We start from the raw sequence: 17,345 nt of genomic DNA on the forward strand, positions 1-17,345 counted from the left end.
TTATGAAGAGTAATCCAGCAGAATTTTGGGACGACCGTTTTGGTAACGAAGCGTTTATTTACGGTACAGAGCCCAACACATTTTTTAAAGAACAATTAGACCACTTACAAGCAGGAACCTTACTTTTACCTGCTGAAGGTGAAGGTCGTAATGCGGTGTATGCAGCAATACAAGGCTGGACAGTTTCAGCTTTTGATATTAGTGAGAAAGGAAAAGATAAGGCGATGCTATTATCGGAGCAAAACCATGTTTCTATAGATTATAAAGTTGAAGGCGTTCTAGAATATCAAAGTCCTACGCAATTTGATGCCATTGGTTTATGCTATGTTCATTTTCCAACAGACATCCGAAAACAAGCACACCAACACATTTTAAGTTTTTTAAAAAAAGGCGGAATACTCATATTTGAGGGCTTTGCAAAATCGCAATTAAAACATAATTCTGGTGGTCCTAAAAATGAAAATATGTTGTTTTCTCTTGAAGAGATAAAGGAAGAATTTACGAGTTTGGAGTTTTCTGTTTTAGAAGAACAAACGATAGCGCTTTCTGAAGGTGAATTTCATAAAGGCGATGCCGATGTCATACGGTTTGTAGGTAAAAAGACTTAATGTCATTAAAGTGATAAAAAAAAACCACATTGAATAATAATCTCAATGTGGTTTTTTTGTTTGAGCATTACTTCAAACTGTTTAGAAATTCCTTGAATTTTGAAGTGTTATAATCTGCCATACCTTTATGCGTTAAGGCTAAATTTCCTTTAGCGTCTATAATAAAGGTGGTTGGTAATGCTGCGGATTCAAACATTTCAGGAAGGTTACTTGCGAGCTTATAAGTTGGGAAATCATAGCCTTTTCGTTTATTAAAGGCTTTTGCTTTTTCAAAATCTTTGTCAAAGGAAAGCATTACAAAAGCAACATCATCACCTATTTCGTTATGTAACTTATTAATACTTGGCATTTCTGCAACGCAAGGTGGACACCAAGTGGCCCAAAAATTCATAAAGATGACTTTGCCTTTTAAATCTTCAAGCGAAACTATATCCCCCTCAATATCCATAAGTTTTAAGTTGAAATCTGCCTTTATAGAGTTAGTCGTATAGCTTTCATCTTTATTATGATGTGCTATCGCCAATTCTTCCACATCAGGATTCATCAAACCCGTTTCAAGCACTCCACGTTGCACAAAGCCAATAACTTCGGTATGTAAACCTGTAAAGTAAAGTATGGCGAGAACGGCAATGAAAATCCCATTTTTAATCCACGATTTCTTTATATTCTTTTTTTCTTTAGTCATAATTTTAATTTTTAATGAAACTCATAATCCGTTTGTGGCACTGTAGAAAAAGAATATTCACCAAGATATTCGCAATAGGCTCTACCTTCTAATTTTGGCGAAACTGGTGAGTTTTTCTTGAGATACTCTTCAACAGCTTCATGAATCGTGTAATCTTTTACTTCCACATCTTTAACATTCGCCATTCTACACAAATTATCAATTGGATCACCAGGACGTACACATGCTGAAATAGTGTAGTATTCATCGTCTTGCATTGGTTCCCCTTTTACAGTAATTGAAGAAATACGTTCGCCTCTGTCATTCTGACTATTAAAATCGACTTCCATACCAGAAAAACGGACTAACCAACCACCAAAACGTTCGGTTGGGTTTTGAGAAAAGGCATTATGCATTTCTTTTTCTAACCAATCCTTAATTTGTTTTCCAGTAGCTTTTCCTGTTTTTACAGGTTCGTTTACCGGCAATAAATTCCATAAATTCGCACGAGTAATTGGTGCAGGTTTACCGTCTTTTGGTACAATCGGGTTTCCAAATCTAAAACCATTAGAGATTGATATGTCAGCACCTGTTTTCCAACGTGCAGCATCTGTAATCATATTATCCATCGGATTTTCAACCGTTAGATATCTGTAGATAGGTGTGTTTGTATAGCCAACAATCGTTTCTAAATTATCTTTATATGGTGCTTTTGCTTGATTGACAAGGGTTTGAATTTTTTCATCTGCAGGATAGGTTTTTGGGTCCACGTCAATCAAATCATAATCATCACCAACCAATTTTCCATCGACAAAATGAAGGGTTAACTTCCCAACAAAAGAACCAAATGCACCTGGTTCTGTAACCTTAGCGTATTTCCCTTGAATCATCTCACGAACACGCTCGTGAGTATCGTTTCCTAAAACAAAATTTGCATGTTCAGCAATAGGATTACTTGCCAATTCAACTTGTTTAAAAATACCAATATGTGTTACTAAGAAAAGCACATCTATGTTTTCGTTGACTTTAATGTCGTCCACCATTTTTTTAAGTTCGTCATCAAGTCCACTAAAACCAATATCTTCACTAAAAATAGGATTTTGTCTTACAGGAACGTCTGGATCGTTAATACCAACAAAACCTAAACGAACACCATCAATTTCCTTTACAGAATACGCAGGAAATAATGGATCTTCACTTTTATCATCAAACATGTTTTGAACGATGACGTCGGTTTCATAACCTTTCATAATTTCTAGCATCATATCTTTACCGTAAACCACTTCCCAATTGCCAGGAATGATAACATCGTAGCCCATATTTTTAATAACGTCTTGCATTACTTTACCTTCAGATAAAGCAGCATAACCACTTCCTTGAATTAAATCACCACCATCTACAATAATGGTTTTATTAGGGTTTGCTTCGCGTTCTCTGTCAAAAAGTGTTTTGATATTTGCAAGTCCGCCACGATTTTTAAACTCAATTTTATCGTTTTCCCAAAATAATTCAGGATGTGTATCTAATTGTCCATGAATATCGGCTGTTTGTAAAATGGTAATGCTTAAGGTGTCACCTTTAGTTGGGTTATCATCTGCTACTTGATTCTTTTTTTCCGATTTACAGGAAACCGTTATGGCTAATATTCCTAAAAGGAAGACTGTTTTAAATATGTTTTTATTGTAATTTTTCATTTGTTCTTGTGTATTATTTTAATAGAATGCCTTTGGCTTGTTGATACTTTTTTAATTATAAACTTAGACTTTTATACCCTTGTTTTTGAAGTTGAAAATTGTATAAAATACCGTTTTCAACAATTTTAATCCCTTTAGGAACCGTTGCTCTATCTACTTTAAATTTATTTAATGAAAAGCCGCAAGCAACGATAGTAACGCTAGCCTTTTCTGCTTTTTCAATAAAATCACCCATTTTTTCAGCGTCTGTTAAATCGCCAATAAGTTGACCACAAATAAGAATTTCAAAATTACCAAAGTCGTTTCCTTCTTCAACTTTTAAAGCTTCTGCAGTTAAGATTATGGGTTGAAATTGAGGCACTTTTTTAGTGACAACTATATAATTGTTTTTAGTTGTATCTGTGTTCTGTGCTTGTAGGTTGATGGTGCTTACTAAAGCGACCATTAAAAATATGGAACTAAGAATATATTTTTTCATAATTATTTGGTTTTTAAAAGGTTGTCGGTGTCATTCAGAATAAAAAATAGAAGTCCACCTAAAATTGCGATGTTTTTAAATAATGGTCCAAGCGTTGTTATTTGTCCGACTTGAACGGTTAATGTTATTGGAATTAAAACAGCCGTTAATACTATTGCAGCCCATTTGGTTTTGTAACCTATTAAGAATAGAAAACCTGCTACAATCATTACAATTCCTGAAAGAACAATAAGCAATTGAGGCTCACCAAAAAAATAGGCGATGCCTTTAAAGCTAGCTTGCTCAATGCGTTTTGCTGTTTTTTCAATATGTAGTAAATGGTTGGTTCCTGCAACGAGAAAAATACCACTAACTAAAATACGTAATAGTTGTATGGAACGGCGACTTATTAAAGTGTTTGTCGTCATTATTAAAATGTAAAAAGGTTTGTTTTGCTGAAGTCTTTCTTCAAGATAGTTTATATAACTATAGCGAAAATTCGAACATCAAATTTTAGAGTCATTGAAACTAAACCAATCGTGGAGGAGGAGATACGCTTTCTAAATAGCGATAATTTAATTTTGAAGTAAGGTAGTCGTTAAAAACTGTAATAGGTTTCGAGACATTTGATATCCACGAAAACAATTCAAATTGAAACTGAGTAGTGCAAAAACCACTTAATAGAATTTCTTGGGACGTTATTACATCAGCTTGAGAAATATCTACAGTTTTATTTGCCAGTTTTGGAGCATTTTTCTTTTTACAAAATGGTTTTACAAACGTTATATCATTTCCGCCAAATAGAAGGTTTAATCCATTGGCATCTATAGCAATAAACTTTGCTATAAATAGAAATGCTAATAGAGCTGCTATGTAGGTTTTAGTTTTCACGAATTACAAAAATAGTGTAAATAGTAAACTTTAATTGTAACTTTTGTTACGCAAGAAAATTATATTGGAATTCAGCCGATAACCATAATAAATATTATTAATTTAGATGATGATTTCATTACGCCTAAAGACACGACTTTGAAGTATTATTAGAAGAGTGAAATAGCCTTAGGTTACTAATGTTACAAACAGCGTATTTAATAATATTAAATTTGCGCCATATTTAGTATCATAAATTCTTTACAGAATGGAAGACATGATTTTTTACGATAGATTGCAGTTTGCATTTACTATCACATTTCATTACATATTTCCGCAGTTAACAATGGGATTATCACTAATGATAGTCTATTTTAAGTGGAAATTCCTCAGAACACAAATTGAAAAATACAACAATGCGGCAAAATTCTTTATGAAGATTTTTGCTATTAATTTTACCATGGGAGTGGTCACAGGTATTCCAATGGAGTTTCAATTTGGTACCAATTGGGCAAAGTTTTCTGAGTTAACAGGAGGTATAATTGGCCAAACCTTGGCCATGGAAGGTATGTTCTCGTTCTTTTTAGAATCTTCATTTTTAGCGCTATTTATTTTTGGTGAAAAATTAATGGGACAAAAATTACACTTCTTAACTGGCTTTTTAGTGTTTTTAGGTTCTTGGGCAAGTGGTTGGTTTATTTTAGCAACCAATGCTTGGATGCAGCATCCTGTAGGCTATGAAATTTTGGAAAATGGAAAATTTGTATTAAATAATTTTTCAGATCTCTTTACTAATCCTTGGCTTTTGCCTGCTTTTTTACATAACCAAATGGCATCTGTTGTAACCTCTGCATTTGTAATGGCAAGTATAGGAGCTTTTTATATTTTAAGAGATAAACACTCAGAATATGGAAGATTATTTTTAAAAACAGGTGTTGTTTTCGGATTAATATCTAGTGTTTTAGTTGCTTTTCCTACTGGAGATTGGAATGCTAAAAACGTTGCGAAATATCAACCAGGAACCTTTGCAGCTATGGAAGGGATTTTTGAAACCGAAGAAGCAGGAGCAGAAATTGTATTGATTGGACAACCCAATATGGTTGAGAAAAAGTTAGACAATAAGATTGCGGTTCCAAATATATTAAGCTTTTTAACCTATCAAGAGTGGCACAAGCAAATTCCAGGAATGGATCAATTTGATGAAGATGAATTGCCAGATAATATTCCTGCATTGTATTATTCTTATCACATAATGGTTGGTTTAGGAACCATTTTTATAGGTGTCATGGCATTAGCACTTTTCTTTTTATGGAAAGATAAACTGTACAACATCAAACCATTACTTTGGACCATTATGTTCTTAGTTCCGTTTCCGTATATCGCAAACATTACAGGTTGGTACACAGCAGAATTAGGACGACAACCATATTTAGTTTATGGATTACTAAGAACAAGCGAAGGTGTTTCGCCTAATGTTTCTTCTGGTAATACCTTATTTACATTATTAGGTTTTGTTGGCTTATATATGTTACTCGGATTATTATTTTTAATTTTAGTTGGTAAAACTATTAATCAAGGTCCAACACCTAAATCACATTAATTATGGAAATATTTTGGTATTCAGCAGTCGGACTAGTTTTAACCATATTTTTTATTTTAGATGGTTATGATTTCGGAGCAGGAATCATTCATTTGTTTTTTGCAAAAAAAGAAAAAGACAAAGAAGTTATCACAAAATCAGCAGGTTTATTCTGGGATTCTAATGAAGTTTGGTTGGTTGCAGCAGGTGGTATGCTATTTATGGCGTTTCCCACATTCTATGCTTCTGTTTTTAGTGGCTTTTATTTACCCTTAATTATTGTGTTATGGTTAATTGTTTTTAGAGCTATTGGATTGGAATTTAGAGGACAATTCAAATTTCAAATGTGGAAAGATATTTGGGATAAATCCTTTGGAGTTTCTAGTTTGTTATTAGCCTTGTTTTTTGGAATCGCCTTAGGTAATATTGTCAGAGGTGTCAATTTAGGAAGTGTGGAGAATGGTGTTTCTGCACACGAAGGTCATTATTTTTTCCTGCCATTATGGAATAGTAGTTTTAGTCCATTATCGGACCATCCAGGAGTGATAGATTGGTTTACTATTATCATAGGATTGATAGCAGTGGTAACTTTAGCAATTCATGGCGCCAATTGGATAATATTAAAAACAAATTCATCTATAAATAATAAACTTAAAGGTGTTATTTTTAAGTTGAATATAGTGCTTGCAGCGCTCACAATAATTTCTTTAATAGTATGGCAATGGGTGAATCCAAATGCTTTAGATAATTTTATTCATAAGCCTTACTTATTAGTATTTCCAATAATTTATTTAGCGGGTTTAATTGGTTTGTTTTTTAGAAAAAAAATTAAAAAAGACGCTCATGCGTTTATGTTATCAACCTTAATAATTATGGGAGGAATTTCCTCATCATTGGCTTCTATATTCCCAGTAATTTTACCTTCAATTAATGATGTTCATGAGCATTTAACGATTTACAATACCTCTGCATCAGAATACGGTTTATCTGTAGCTTTAATTTGGGGTATTATAGGTTTTATTTTACTTGTTATTTATGCGATTGTACAAAAAAGATTATTGGGAGGAAAAATTGACGATATGGATTACGGACATTAGTAATACGCTATTACAATGACAGGCACTTTAATTTCATTAATCAGTATTCTAATAGGAATTGTTTCATCAAACCTATTTGGCTATTTCAAAAAAAATTATACGTTTGGATTTAAAGGAAATACGCTGATTGGTGTTTTCGGAAGTATCTTATTTATCAAATTATTTGGACGATTAGGTTTTGATCCTTGGCACATTATGAACAATGGCGATTTTGATGGTTTCCGACTATCAATAAATATGCTCGTATCTGCTCTTGGCGGAATCTTAGGGCTAGTATTCGCTAAAATGATTTACAAGAAGCTTAATAAATAACATTGTGTTTTTGCTCAAATTTGAGATAATAACGAGTACAGTTTATAAGCGTATCAGTAAATTAATTTTTGAGGGTAAGTAGTGTTTTCTATTTAAAAATAATTCAAATTTAACTGACGTCTCTATTAGTCTTCAAAGTGAAAGATATTTTTTATTTTCGTGTCAATTTCATAAAATTCTAAGAATGTCATATATCGCTTTTAAAAAGAAATTTCAACACGTTTTACTACTCAGTTGTACGTTATGGTTGGCTTTTTCTATGTTTCTTTCTGCCCAGATTGAAAACCAATCTTATCAACCGTTTATGTTCACTTTAGAAAGTGATGATTTGTCTAAAATGACATCTAATTCTGAGTTAGATATCACAGCTATTCTTGAAGCTCAAAAGCAAATAAATGATAGCACTAAGCTTGAAATAAAGTACTGGAATGCATCGTATCCTTCGTACCGTTGGCATCAGATTATGGTTGAAGCTGGCAATAACAGTAGTGTTAAAAAAAATGGTGGTCGTATGGCCATATTACATTTAGCTATTTACGATGCCCTTGCTGAAGTATGGAAGCATAAAAAAGTGAAACAACGTGGAGCACCATTTCAAGAACATAGCCTCATTAAAAATCTAGGGAAATCTACCGATTATTCCGCATATATCTGTGAATATAGTGCAACAGCAGCAGTGGCTCATCAAATTATCGCGTATTATTTTTCAGACCAAAAAACAGTTTTAGATGATAAGTTAGAGCAATTTAAAAGAGCACGTTTGCAATCTGGACTGCAATCTGAAAATGATATTGAATTAGGATTATTTATTGGCAACACGATGGCGCAAAAATATATCGACTATGCCAAAACAGATCGTACCGATAAGTTGTGGGCAGGTACTGTTCCCTATGACAAAACCTTATGGAGTGGCTCGCCAAGTAAAAGTGGAGTAATGAAACGCCAATGGAGACCATTTACTTTACAATCAGCAGATCAGTTTCGACCAGGACCTCCACCAACCGATTGGACGGCTGATATGGAAGAACTTCGGGAGTTTTATAGAAATAATAACAGCAGCGACATTGCGTGGAAATGGAAGAGTGAACCTATTTGGGATATGTTATTAGAACGAAAAATTCTAGAGTATAATCTCGATGCTTTTCAAGCAGCTTATACAAGTGCTGTTTTTCATACGGCGCGTTTCGATGCAACTATCGCTGCTTGGGATGGTAAATATCATTATTGGGGCATTCGTCCATTTCAATATGATCCTGAGTTTCAACCGATTTTAAAAACGCCTAATTTTCCAGGTTATCCAGCTGGTCATACAACTGTTGCTGGCGCATTGGCAACTGCTATGTCTTATTTATTTCCAAAGGACAAACAGTTTTTTCAAGATTTGGCATTAGAATGTTCAGAATCGCGTTTTGAAGGTGGTGTTCATTTTAGAACCGATAATGAAGTTGGTCTCGACGTCGGAGAAGAAGTCGGGCAACATGTTATTAAACGTTTCTTGAATTAAATTTTGTTTATAATATACTATGAATGAATACGATTTGGTGAATTTGAAACAAAAGTCAAGTTGTTTTAATTTCTTCGTTAATTGAATTTAGGCGATTAGAGCTATAAAAACTTTTTAAAAAGTAACTAAAAAATTATCAAACTAATAGTTGTTTGATTTTTTTTGTATATTTGTTAACCATTTGGTTAAACCATATAGTTAATATGAAAAACAAGAAAGACGAAAATACCGAAGAACAAATATTAGAAGCTGCAAAAAATGTGTTTCAATCTAAAGGAATGAATGGTGCTCGTATGCAAGAAATTGCAGATAAAGCAGGAATTAACAAGGCAATGCTTCATTATTATTACAGAAATAAACAACTATTGTTTGAGGCAGTTTTTAAAAATGCATTTTCATTATTAGCACCGCAACTAAATGCGGTTTTAAATGATGACTCATCCATTGAGGAGAAAGTAAAAAACTTCACCTTTAACTATATCTCGTTCATTGTTAAGCATCCGTATTTACCAAATTTTATAATTCAAGAACTCAACAGAAATCCAGAGTTTATTTTAAAACTGAAAAGTAACCCAAGTTTTCCTAATCTTGAAAAATTTAGTAAACAAGTAAAAGATGAAGTTGAAAATGGAACTATAAAACCGATTAGTGCAGAGCAATTGTTTATGAATATTATGGCTTTAAATATTTTTCCTTTTGTAGCCAAACCATTACTCATGGCATTTACAAATACAGATGATACTAGCTACAAGCAATTAATTGAAGAACGTAAAACGGAAGTGTCTAATTTTATTATCAATTCCATAAAGAACTCATAAAATGAAACGTATTACACTCTTGTTTGTATGTTTAGTAACATTACCAAGTATAGCTCAACAAAGCATCACTTTAAACGAATGTTACCTATTGGTTTCTGAAAATTATCCATTAGCAAAGCAGTCGCAAATCATTGAATCTCAAAATAAATTAGAGAAAGCGTCTATTTCAACATCTAAATTACCACAATTTAGTCTAGATGCTCAAGCAACATATCAGTCTGATGTGATTGAATTTCCTTTTTCAATTCCTGGGGTGGAAGTAGAACCTTTAAACAAAGACCAATATCGTGCTACGATTTCCGTAAATCAATTGATATATAATGGTGGATTAACAGAGGCATCATTACATCTAAAATCTGCAGAATTAAAAACAAAACAGAAGCAAGTTGAAGTCAACTTATACCAATTAAAGCAACGCATTAACCAATTGTATTTTTCGATTTTATTAGCTCAAGAATCTGAAGTATTACTAGCTGTAAAAAAAGAGCAGTTAGAAGCTAAATTAAAAGAAGTGCAATCAGGCATAAAATATGGTGTGGTTTTACCTGCTTCTGATAAAGTCTTGGAAGCTGAATTATTGAAAATAAGTCAACAATCAGAAGAATTAAAAAGTAATAAAATAGCACTAATTGAAACGCTTTCAAGTTTAATAAATCAACCTTTAACTATTGAAACAACATTTGAAAATCCACTTGTAGAAACACAACTAAATTCTGACTTATCACGACCAGAATTAGAATTATTCCAATTCAAAAAAGAAGAAATAGAAAATTCTGAAAACTTAATAGCAAAACAAAATTCACCTAAACTTTTAGGATTTGCAACAGGTGGTTACGGAAATCCAGGGTTAAATATGCTCGATAATTCGTTTCAAACTTTTTATACCGTAGGTGTTAGATTGCATTGGAATGTTTTTGACTGGAATTCCAATAAAAAACAAAGAGAAGCTTTATCAGTCAACAAAGAGATTGTTGCTAATGAAACCGAAATATTTAAACTAAACACCAATATAGAACTGAATCAGCAACAAAAGGAAATCATTAAAATTGAAAGTTATATTCATTCCGATTTAGAAATAATAAATCTTAGAAAAGAAGTCTTAAAATCCGCAGATTCACAACTTAAAAATGGAGTGATAACAACATCAGCATACATTACAGAGCTGACTAATTTATACGAAGATGAAAACACTTTAGTAAAACACAGAATCCAATTACAACTAGCAAAAGCAAATTACAATAGCATTAAAGGACAATAAAATCAACGAAAATCAGCGACTCGAGCGATAGCGAATTGGAGAAGCAAATCTGCGGAACAAAATAATAAAGGTTAAACATGAAAAATTACAAAAACATATTAGGATTAGCTTTAATAGCAGCCAGTCTATTTTCCTGTAATAATGACAATGGAAAAGCAGATGGCTATGGAAACTTCGAAGCTACAGAAATTACCATTTCAGCAGAAAACAACGGGAAACTTATGCAGTTTAATGTGCAAGAAGGAGATGTGCTACTGCAAGATCAAATGATTGGCTATATCGATACCATTCCATTGTCTCTTAAACGCGAGCAATTACAAGTCTCTAAAGCTGTAATTAGTTCAAAGTCAAAAGGTGTATTGTCTCAAATAAGCGTGCTAAATTCTAGGTTAAAAACAGCAAATACTAATAAGAAAAGAGTTGAAAACCTGATAAAAGACAATGCAGGAACACAAAAACAATTAGATGATGTTTCAGGCGAAATAGAAGTAATAAAAAGTCAGATAAGAAGTGTCGAAATTCAAAATGCACCAGTTGTAAACGAATTAAAATCAATAGATGTACAGCTTAAACAAATTGACGATCAAATTGAAAAAAGTAAAATTATAAACCCAAAAAGCGGTACCGTTTTAACCAAATACGCAGAACCAAACGAAATTACAGCCTTTGGAAAACCACTTTATAAAATTGCCGATTTAAATACCATGCAATTACGAGTTTATATCAGCGAAACACAATTAGCAACGATTAAAATCGGGCAAGAAGTAACAGTAAAAATTGATGACCTAAATACGATGAAACCTTATAAAGGTAAAGTTAGTTGGATAGCATCGGAAGCTGAATTTACACCAAAAATTATTCAAACAAAAGAAGAACGTGTGGCTTTAGTTTATGCGGTAAAAGTTGATGTTATCAATGATGGAAGCTTAAAGATTGGCATGCCAGCAGAACTATGGTTAAACAATTCAGAAGAAAAACAATAAAATATATAATATCATGGATAAACACACCTATAACGTTAACATCAATTGGATAGAAGATCGAAAGGGAACCATGTGTTCACCCGAATTAACAAATGATGAAACACAAGAATCAAACTGTGTGGAAGTAGCAACACCACCAGAATTTCCCGGAGGGATGAAACACATTTGGTCACCAGAACATTTGTTTACAGCTGCAGTAAGTAGTTGTTTAATGACAACGTTTTTAGCGATAGCTGAATATTCAAAATTAGAATTCGTCAGTTTTAAATGTGGCTCTAAAGGAATTTTAGAAAAAGTGGATGGTAAGTTCGTCATGAGTGAAATAGTATTATTTCCTGAAGTTGTAATTGCAGATGAGTCTAAAAGAGAAAGAACCGAACGCATTGTTGAAAAGGCGGAAAAAGCCTGTTTAATTTCAAATTCTATTACATCTAAAATAACGATGGAAGTAAAAATTAGTGTTCAAAATAATTAAATAATATATCTCATGATTTTAAAAAATCTTCATACTAAAAATGAATCCGTTCAAACGCAATTTTTGTTTGAACCATCAGAATCAAAAGTGATTTCAATGCAAATTGCTAGAGGGGAAACACTTAAGGAGCATATTTCAAAAATACCTGCATTATTGGTTTGTGTCTCTGGAAATGCTGTTTTTTCAGATGAAAACGGTAAGGAAATCAATCTGTCTACAGGAGTTTATGTGATGATTGAAATAAATGTAAAACACAAAATTATAGCGAAAGAAGAAAGTAATTTTTTACTAATTAAATAATGGGTATTTCCGTTTCCAACATATCGAAATCTTACAAAAAAGTAAACGCTTTACAAAATATATCATTTGAAGTAAAACCAAATGAACTATTCGGACTCATTGGTCCAGATGGAGCAGGAAAAACAACCTTGTTTCGCGTGTTGACAACCTTATTATTTGCAGATGAAGGAGTAGCAACAGTTGCAGGATTTGATATCGTTAACGATTATAAAAAGATTCGAAATAGTGTTGGTTATATGCCAGGAAAATTTTCTTTATATCAAGATTTAACCGTTGAAGAAAACTTAGATTTTTTTGCTACGATATTCGGAACTACCATTGAAGAAAATTACGATTTAATAAAAGATATTTACGTTCAAATTGAACCTTTTAAAGCTCGAAGAGCAGGTAAATTATCGGGTGGTATGAAACAAAAACTCGCATTATGTTGTGCTTTAATTCACAAACCTAAAGTCTTGTTTTTAGATGAGCCAACCACAGGAGTTGACCCCGTTTCTAGAAAAGAGTTTTGGGAAATGCTAAAACGTTTACAGCAAAAAGATATCACTATTTTGGTATCTACACCTTATATGGATGAAGCTGCTTTGTGCGATAGAATTGCATTAATTCAAGATGGAAAAATCTTAGAAATTGATACTCCTGAAGCGATTGTAAAACATTATCCGAAACAGATTTATAATGTGCGAGCAAATAATATGTATCAACTCATTACCAGTTTAAATACTTACGAATATAACCATAGTGTTTATCCCTTTGGCGAATTTGTTCACTATACAGATAGTAGAACAGATTTTAATCCTGAGGAATTAAAAGCGTATTTAGAATCCAAAAATTTATCGCATATAGAAATTGAAAAAACAAAAGCTACCATTGAAGACACCTTTATGGAATTAGCAAAATAAAGAACCCAGGCCTAGCAGGTTTTTCAAACCTATCAGGTCTCTAATTGTCTTTCCTGTAAGGTTTTAAAAACCTTGTAGGTATAAAATTAAACAATAAGAGTCCCACTTTCGTAGAAACTAAAGATGAAAAACAACAAAGTCATACAAGTAGAAGGTTTAACCAAAATGTTCGGAGATTTTACAGCTGTAAATGCCATAACATTTGAAGTGGATAAGGGCGAAATTTTTGGATTTTTAGGTGCTAACGGAGCAGGAAAAACCACAGCCATGAAAATGCTCATTGGTATTTCTAATCCAACTTCAGGAAAAGCAAATGTCGCGGGTTTTGATGTGTTTACTCATCCTGAAGACATCAAAAAAAACATTGGTTATATGAGTCAGAAATTTGCCTTGTATGACGATTTAACCGTTAAAGAAAATATTACATTCTTTGGAGGTATTTACGGATTATCTAGAAAACGGATCAAAGAAAAATCTACGGTTTTAATAGAAGAATTAGGTTTAGAGGAAGTTGCAAACACGTTAGTGGGAGCATTGCCATTAGGTTGGAAACAAAAGTTGTCCTTTTCAGTTGCCTTGCTTCACGACCCCAAAATAGTGTTTTTAGATGAACCAACAGGAGGCGTAGATCCCATAACCAGACGTCAATTTTGGGAAATGATTTATAAAGCAGCCCATCAAGGCACAACCGTTTTTGTAACCACACATTATATGGATGAAGCCGAATATTGTGATAGAGTTTCCATTATGGTCAACGGAAAAATAGAGGCATTAGACACACCAAAAAAATTAAAAGCCCAGTTTAAAGTCGATAATATGAACGATGTATTTTTAAAATTGGCTCGTGGGTAAATAGGTTCCCGAAGATTTCAAAGATTTACGCAGAAGAGTAACTAAAAAATCTGCGAGTATCTGCGAAATCTGCGGGAGAATTATAGAAAAGTAAAACAAATAATTATGGCAGAAAAAACAGAAAACGAAATATCCTATCTAATCAGAGGAGCAATTTTTAAAGTCTACAATGAATTAGGTCCAGGTATATTAGAATCAGTTTACGAAACTGTTTTAAGCTATGAATTAGAAAAAGAAGGATTAAATGTTAGAAGGCAAGTTACGTTACCAATATTTTATGATAGTATTGAATTAGAATCAGGCTTTAGGTTAGATTTATTAATAAATAATAAAGTCATAATAGAGATTAAATCAGTTGAAACTTTAGCAAAAGTGCATCATAAACAAGTTTTAACTTATTTAAAGATGTCAGAATTAAAATTAGGCATTTTAGTCAATTTCAATGTAGTTGATATTACAAAAGGAATTTTTAGAAAAGTAAACGGATTATAGTAAAAAAGTATCCACAGATTTCGCTGATTTACGCAGAAAACTACTCGTAATCATAATAAAAAGAAATCTGCGTTAATCTGCGAAATCTGCGGGAGATATTAAGTGCTAACAATTATAAAGATTTCTGATTTCTCAGGAATAAAGGATGAAAAGATTCATAGGTTTCATAAAAAAAGAATTCTACCACATATTTAGAGATAGACGCTCGTTGTTTATCCTTTTTGGTATGCCAATTGCCCAAATAATGCTCTTCGGTTTTGCCATTACTAACGAAATCAATAATGTAGATATTGCTATTTTAGACCATTCAAAAGACGCTACAACACTAGAAATTATCAATAAAATTTCAGCTTCGAAATATTTTAGTATAAGTCAGTATATTGAAAAAGAATCAGATATTGAAACTATTTTTAAGAAAGGGCACGTAAAAGCCGTTTTAAACTTCGACAAAGATTTTAGTAAAAATTTAATTAAGGATAAAAATGCAACTATTCAGATTGTTACAGATGCCACAGATCCAAATACAGCGAATACCATAAGTAATTATGTAAATGCCATACTTCAACAATATCAAAAAGAATTAAATAAAGACATCACAATAGGCTATCAAATAGTGCCACAAACACGTATGGTTTACAACCCAGAACTCAAAAGCGTGTATATGTTTGTTCCCGGTGTAATGACCGTAATTTTAATGTTAGTTTCAGCAATGATGACTTCAATTTCTATTACAAGAGAAAAAGAATTAGGCACTATGGAAATTCTCTTGGTATCGCCTTTAAAGCCTATTCAAGTTATTGTAGGTAAGGTCTTTCCTTATATTTTTCTGTCTATTATTAACGCTATTGTCATTGTAATGCTGAGTATTTTTATTTTTAAAATGCCAGTTCAAGGTAGTCTATTTCTATTAGGATTTGAAAGTGTTTTGTTCATCATAACAGCCTTGGCATTAGGTATTTTAATTTCAACGGTTTCAGCTACACAACAAACCGCAATGATGATTTCGTTAATGGGATTAATGCTTCCTGTAATTTTATTATCAGGTTTTATTTTTCCTATTTCAAGTATGCCTTTACCATTGCAAGTGATTAGTAATATTATTCCAGCCAAGTGGTTTATCATCATCATTAAAGGGATTATGCTAAAAGGCGTTGGATTACAATACATTTGGAAAGAAACCTTGATTTTAGTGGGAATGACCGTGTTCTTTATAGCAGTAAGTGTGAAGAAATATAAAATTAGATTAGAGTAAACAGGGTAGTCATCCTGCAAGGTTTCAAAAACCTTGTAGGTATAAATCAGAATTGTATTAATTTAAAAGAGATTTCTGCTTTCGCAGGAAGTAGCATGAAAACAATACTATACATTATACAAAAAGAGTTCAAGCAAATCTTTAGAAATAAAGGGATGCTGCCGATTATTTTTGTTATGCCAATATTACAACTTGTTATTTTATCAAACGCAGCGACTTTTGAAGTGAAAAATATCAAATTTGGCTATATCGATAACGACCACACATCAACATCTAGAGCCTTAATTGAAAAATTTAAGGCGTCTACATATTTTAATGTTTTAACAGATTTTCCATCAGAAAGATTAGCCAGTTCAGAAATGCTTAACGGAAAAATAGATGTAGTTTTAGAAATTCCACACTATTTTGAACGCGAATTACAAAAGGAAAAACACAACAGTTTAGGAGTTACCGTTAATGCCATCGATGGAGCAGCAGCAGGAGTAGAAAATGTATATATCACACAAATTATTCAGCGTTTTAATAAAAATTTAAAAGTTGATTTATTACAGGTTTCCGATGCTCAAATTCAACCTGTTACCATTGAATCCATTCCACTATTTTGGTATAACCAAACCTTAAATTATAAAACTTTTATGGTGCCTGGAATTTTGGTTTTATTAGTGACCATGATTACCTTATTCCTTTCAGGAATGAATATTGTGCGCGAAAAAGAAATAGGAACTTTAGAGCAAATTAATGTTACGCCAATTAAAAAAAGTCAGTTTATTATAGGAAAACTTTTTCCATTTTGGGTTATAGGAATGGGCTTGTTAACGGTTGGGCTAATTTTAGCGAGACTCATATTCAACGTTCCAATGGTTGGTAGTTTGGCACTCATGTATTTTTATACCTCTATTTATATTTTGGTGGTTTTGGGTATTGGTTTATTCATATCCAACTTTACAGATACACAACAACAAGCTATGTTTATTTCATGGTTTTTTGTCGTGATTTTCATCTTAATGAGTGGCTTATTTACGCCAATTGAAAGCATGCCTAAATGGGCTCAAATCGTTACAGAATTCAATCCAGTAAAGTATTTTGTAGAAGTGATGCGGATGGTAATGCTAAAAGGTTCTGGGTTTAATGATATACTTCCACAGCTTTTAAAAACGGCACTTTATGCTTTTATAATGAATGGTTTGGCGGTTTGGAGTTATAAGAAAATCAATTAAAAGGTTTGTGT

At 32.5% G+C, this 17,345-nt stretch carries 20 protein-coding genes; 15 read left to right on the forward strand and 5 right to left on the reverse strand.

Annotated features, from left to right (window positions below; genetic code table 11):
• Positions 1–2: 2 nt before the first annotated feature.
• Positions 3–608 (forward strand): class I SAM-dependent methyltransferase, encoded by a 606-nt coding sequence (locus ITJ86_RS11300; RefSeq protein WP_195871749.1) that lies wholly within the window; start codon positions 3–5, stop codon positions 606–608.
• Positions 609–675: 67 nt separating this feature from the next.
• Here ITJ86_RS11300 and ITJ86_RS11305 read toward each other — a convergent pair whose 3' ends face one another.
• The 5 genes from ITJ86_RS11305 to ITJ86_RS11325 all read right to left on the reverse strand — a co-directional run bounded on the left by ITJ86_RS11305 (position 676) and on the right by ITJ86_RS11325 (position 4,314).
• On the reverse strand, positions 676–1,293 hold the full coding sequence (locus tag ITJ86_RS11305) for a TlpA family protein disulfide reductase (RefSeq protein WP_195871750.1): 618 nt from the start codon (positions 1,291–1,293) through the stop codon (positions 676–678).
• 11 nt (positions 1,294–1,304) lie between these two features.
• On the reverse strand, positions 1,305–2,966 hold the full coding sequence (locus ITJ86_RS11310; RefSeq protein WP_195871751.1) for a bifunctional metallophosphatase/5'-nucleotidase: 1,662 nt from the start codon (positions 2,964–2,966) through the stop codon (positions 1,305–1,307).
• Positions 2,967–3,021: 55 nt separating this feature from the next.
• Positions 3,022–3,444 carry a sulfur reduction protein DsrE gene (locus ITJ86_RS11315; protein WP_195871752.1) on the reverse strand — a complete coding sequence of 141 codons (423 nt, stop codon included), beginning with the start codon at positions 3,442–3,444 and terminating at the stop codon, positions 3,022–3,024.
• 2 nt (positions 3,445–3,446) lie between these two features.
• Positions 3,447–3,851 (reverse strand): DoxX family protein, encoded by a 405-nt coding sequence (locus ITJ86_RS11320; RefSeq protein ID WP_195871753.1) that lies wholly within the window; start codon positions 3,849–3,851, stop codon positions 3,447–3,449.
• A 100-nt stretch (positions 3,852–3,951) separates the two neighbouring features.
• Entirely contained in the window at positions 3,952–4,314 is a 363-nt protein-coding gene (locus tag ITJ86_RS11325) for a hypothetical protein (RefSeq protein WP_230080283.1), read from the reverse strand.
• Between the two features lie 247 nt (positions 4,315–4,561).
• Here ITJ86_RS11325 and ITJ86_RS11330 point away from each other — a divergent pair, with 247 nt between their 5' ends.
• From ITJ86_RS11330 to ITJ86_RS11395, 14 genes are all read left to right on the forward strand, one after another.
• Positions 4,562–5,893, forward strand: coding sequence for a cytochrome ubiquinol oxidase subunit I (locus ITJ86_RS11330; protein ID WP_195871754.1), 1,332 nt, complete (start codon positions 4,562–4,564; stop codon positions 5,891–5,893).
• Positions 5,894–5,895: 2 nt separating this feature from the next.
• A complete protein-coding gene (gene cydB, locus ITJ86_RS11335; RefSeq protein WP_195871755.1) occupies positions 5,896–6,969 on the forward strand; it encodes a cytochrome d ubiquinol oxidase subunit II in 1,074 nt (357 codons plus the stop codon).
• Positions 6,970–6,984: 15 nt separating this feature from the next.
• Entirely contained in the window at positions 6,985–7,281 is a 297-nt protein-coding gene (locus ITJ86_RS11340) for a hypothetical protein (RefSeq protein ID WP_195871756.1), read from the forward strand.
• 184 nt (positions 7,282–7,465) lie between these two features.
• Positions 7,466–8,785, forward strand: a complete 1,320-nt coding sequence (locus ITJ86_RS11345) for a vanadium-dependent haloperoxidase (RefSeq protein WP_230080284.1) — start codon at positions 7,466–7,468, stop codon at positions 8,783–8,785.
• Positions 8,786–8,988: 203 nt separating this feature from the next.
• The gene (locus ITJ86_RS11350; protein ID WP_195871757.1) at positions 8,989–9,603 is read left to right on the forward strand and encodes a TetR/AcrR family transcriptional regulator; all 615 of its coding nucleotides are present in this window, start codon (positions 8,989–8,991) and stop codon (positions 9,601–9,603) included.
• 1 nt (position 9,604) lies between these two features.
• Positions 9,605–10,861 carry a TolC family protein gene (locus ITJ86_RS11355; protein WP_195871758.1) on the forward strand — a complete coding sequence of 419 codons (1,257 nt, stop codon included), beginning with the start codon at positions 9,605–9,607 and terminating at the stop codon, positions 10,859–10,861.
• Between the two features lie 77 nt (positions 10,862–10,938).
• Entirely contained in the window at positions 10,939–11,844 is a 906-nt protein-coding gene (locus ITJ86_RS11360; protein WP_195871759.1) for an HlyD family secretion protein, read from the forward strand.
• Between the two features lie 13 nt (positions 11,845–11,857).
• Entirely contained in the window at positions 11,858–12,319 is a 462-nt protein-coding gene (locus tag ITJ86_RS11365) for an OsmC family protein (protein ID WP_195871760.1), read from the forward strand.
• A gap of 12 nt (positions 12,320–12,331) precedes the next feature.
• Complete coding sequence (locus ITJ86_RS11370) at positions 12,332–12,619, forward strand: cupin domain-containing protein (protein ID WP_195871761.1); 288 nt, start codon at positions 12,332–12,334, stop codon at positions 12,617–12,619.
• Positions 12,619–13,521, forward strand: coding sequence for an ABC transporter ATP-binding protein (locus ITJ86_RS11375; RefSeq protein WP_195871762.1), 903 nt, complete (start codon positions 12,619–12,621; stop codon positions 13,519–13,521). The genes ITJ86_RS11370 and ITJ86_RS11375 overlap by 1 nt, the downstream gene beginning before the upstream one ends.
• A 123-nt stretch (positions 13,522–13,644) precedes the next feature.
• On the forward strand, positions 13,645–14,373 hold the full coding sequence (locus ITJ86_RS11380; RefSeq protein WP_195871763.1) for an ABC transporter ATP-binding protein: 729 nt from the start codon (positions 13,645–13,647) through the stop codon (positions 14,371–14,373).
• Between the two features lie 105 nt (positions 14,374–14,478).
• Positions 14,479–14,865: a GxxExxY protein gene (locus ITJ86_RS11385; protein WP_195871764.1), complete on the forward strand. Its 387-nt coding sequence runs from the start codon at positions 14,479–14,481 to the stop codon at positions 14,863–14,865.
• Between the two features lie 145 nt (positions 14,866–15,010).
• Positions 15,011–16,117 (forward strand): ABC transporter permease, encoded by a 1,107-nt coding sequence (locus tag ITJ86_RS11390; protein ID WP_195871765.1) that lies wholly within the window; start codon positions 15,011–15,013, stop codon positions 16,115–16,117.
• Positions 16,118–16,212: 95 nt separating this feature from the next.
• Complete coding sequence (locus ITJ86_RS11395) at positions 16,213–17,334, forward strand: ABC transporter permease (protein ID WP_195871766.1); 1,122 nt, start codon at positions 16,213–16,215, stop codon at positions 17,332–17,334.
• Positions 17,335–17,345 lie beyond the last annotated feature (11 nt).

The organism is Winogradskyella marina (assembly GCF_015645385.1).
Taxonomy (GTDB): Bacteria; Bacteroidota; Bacteroidia; order Flavobacteriales; family Flavobacteriaceae; genus Winogradskyella; species Winogradskyella marina.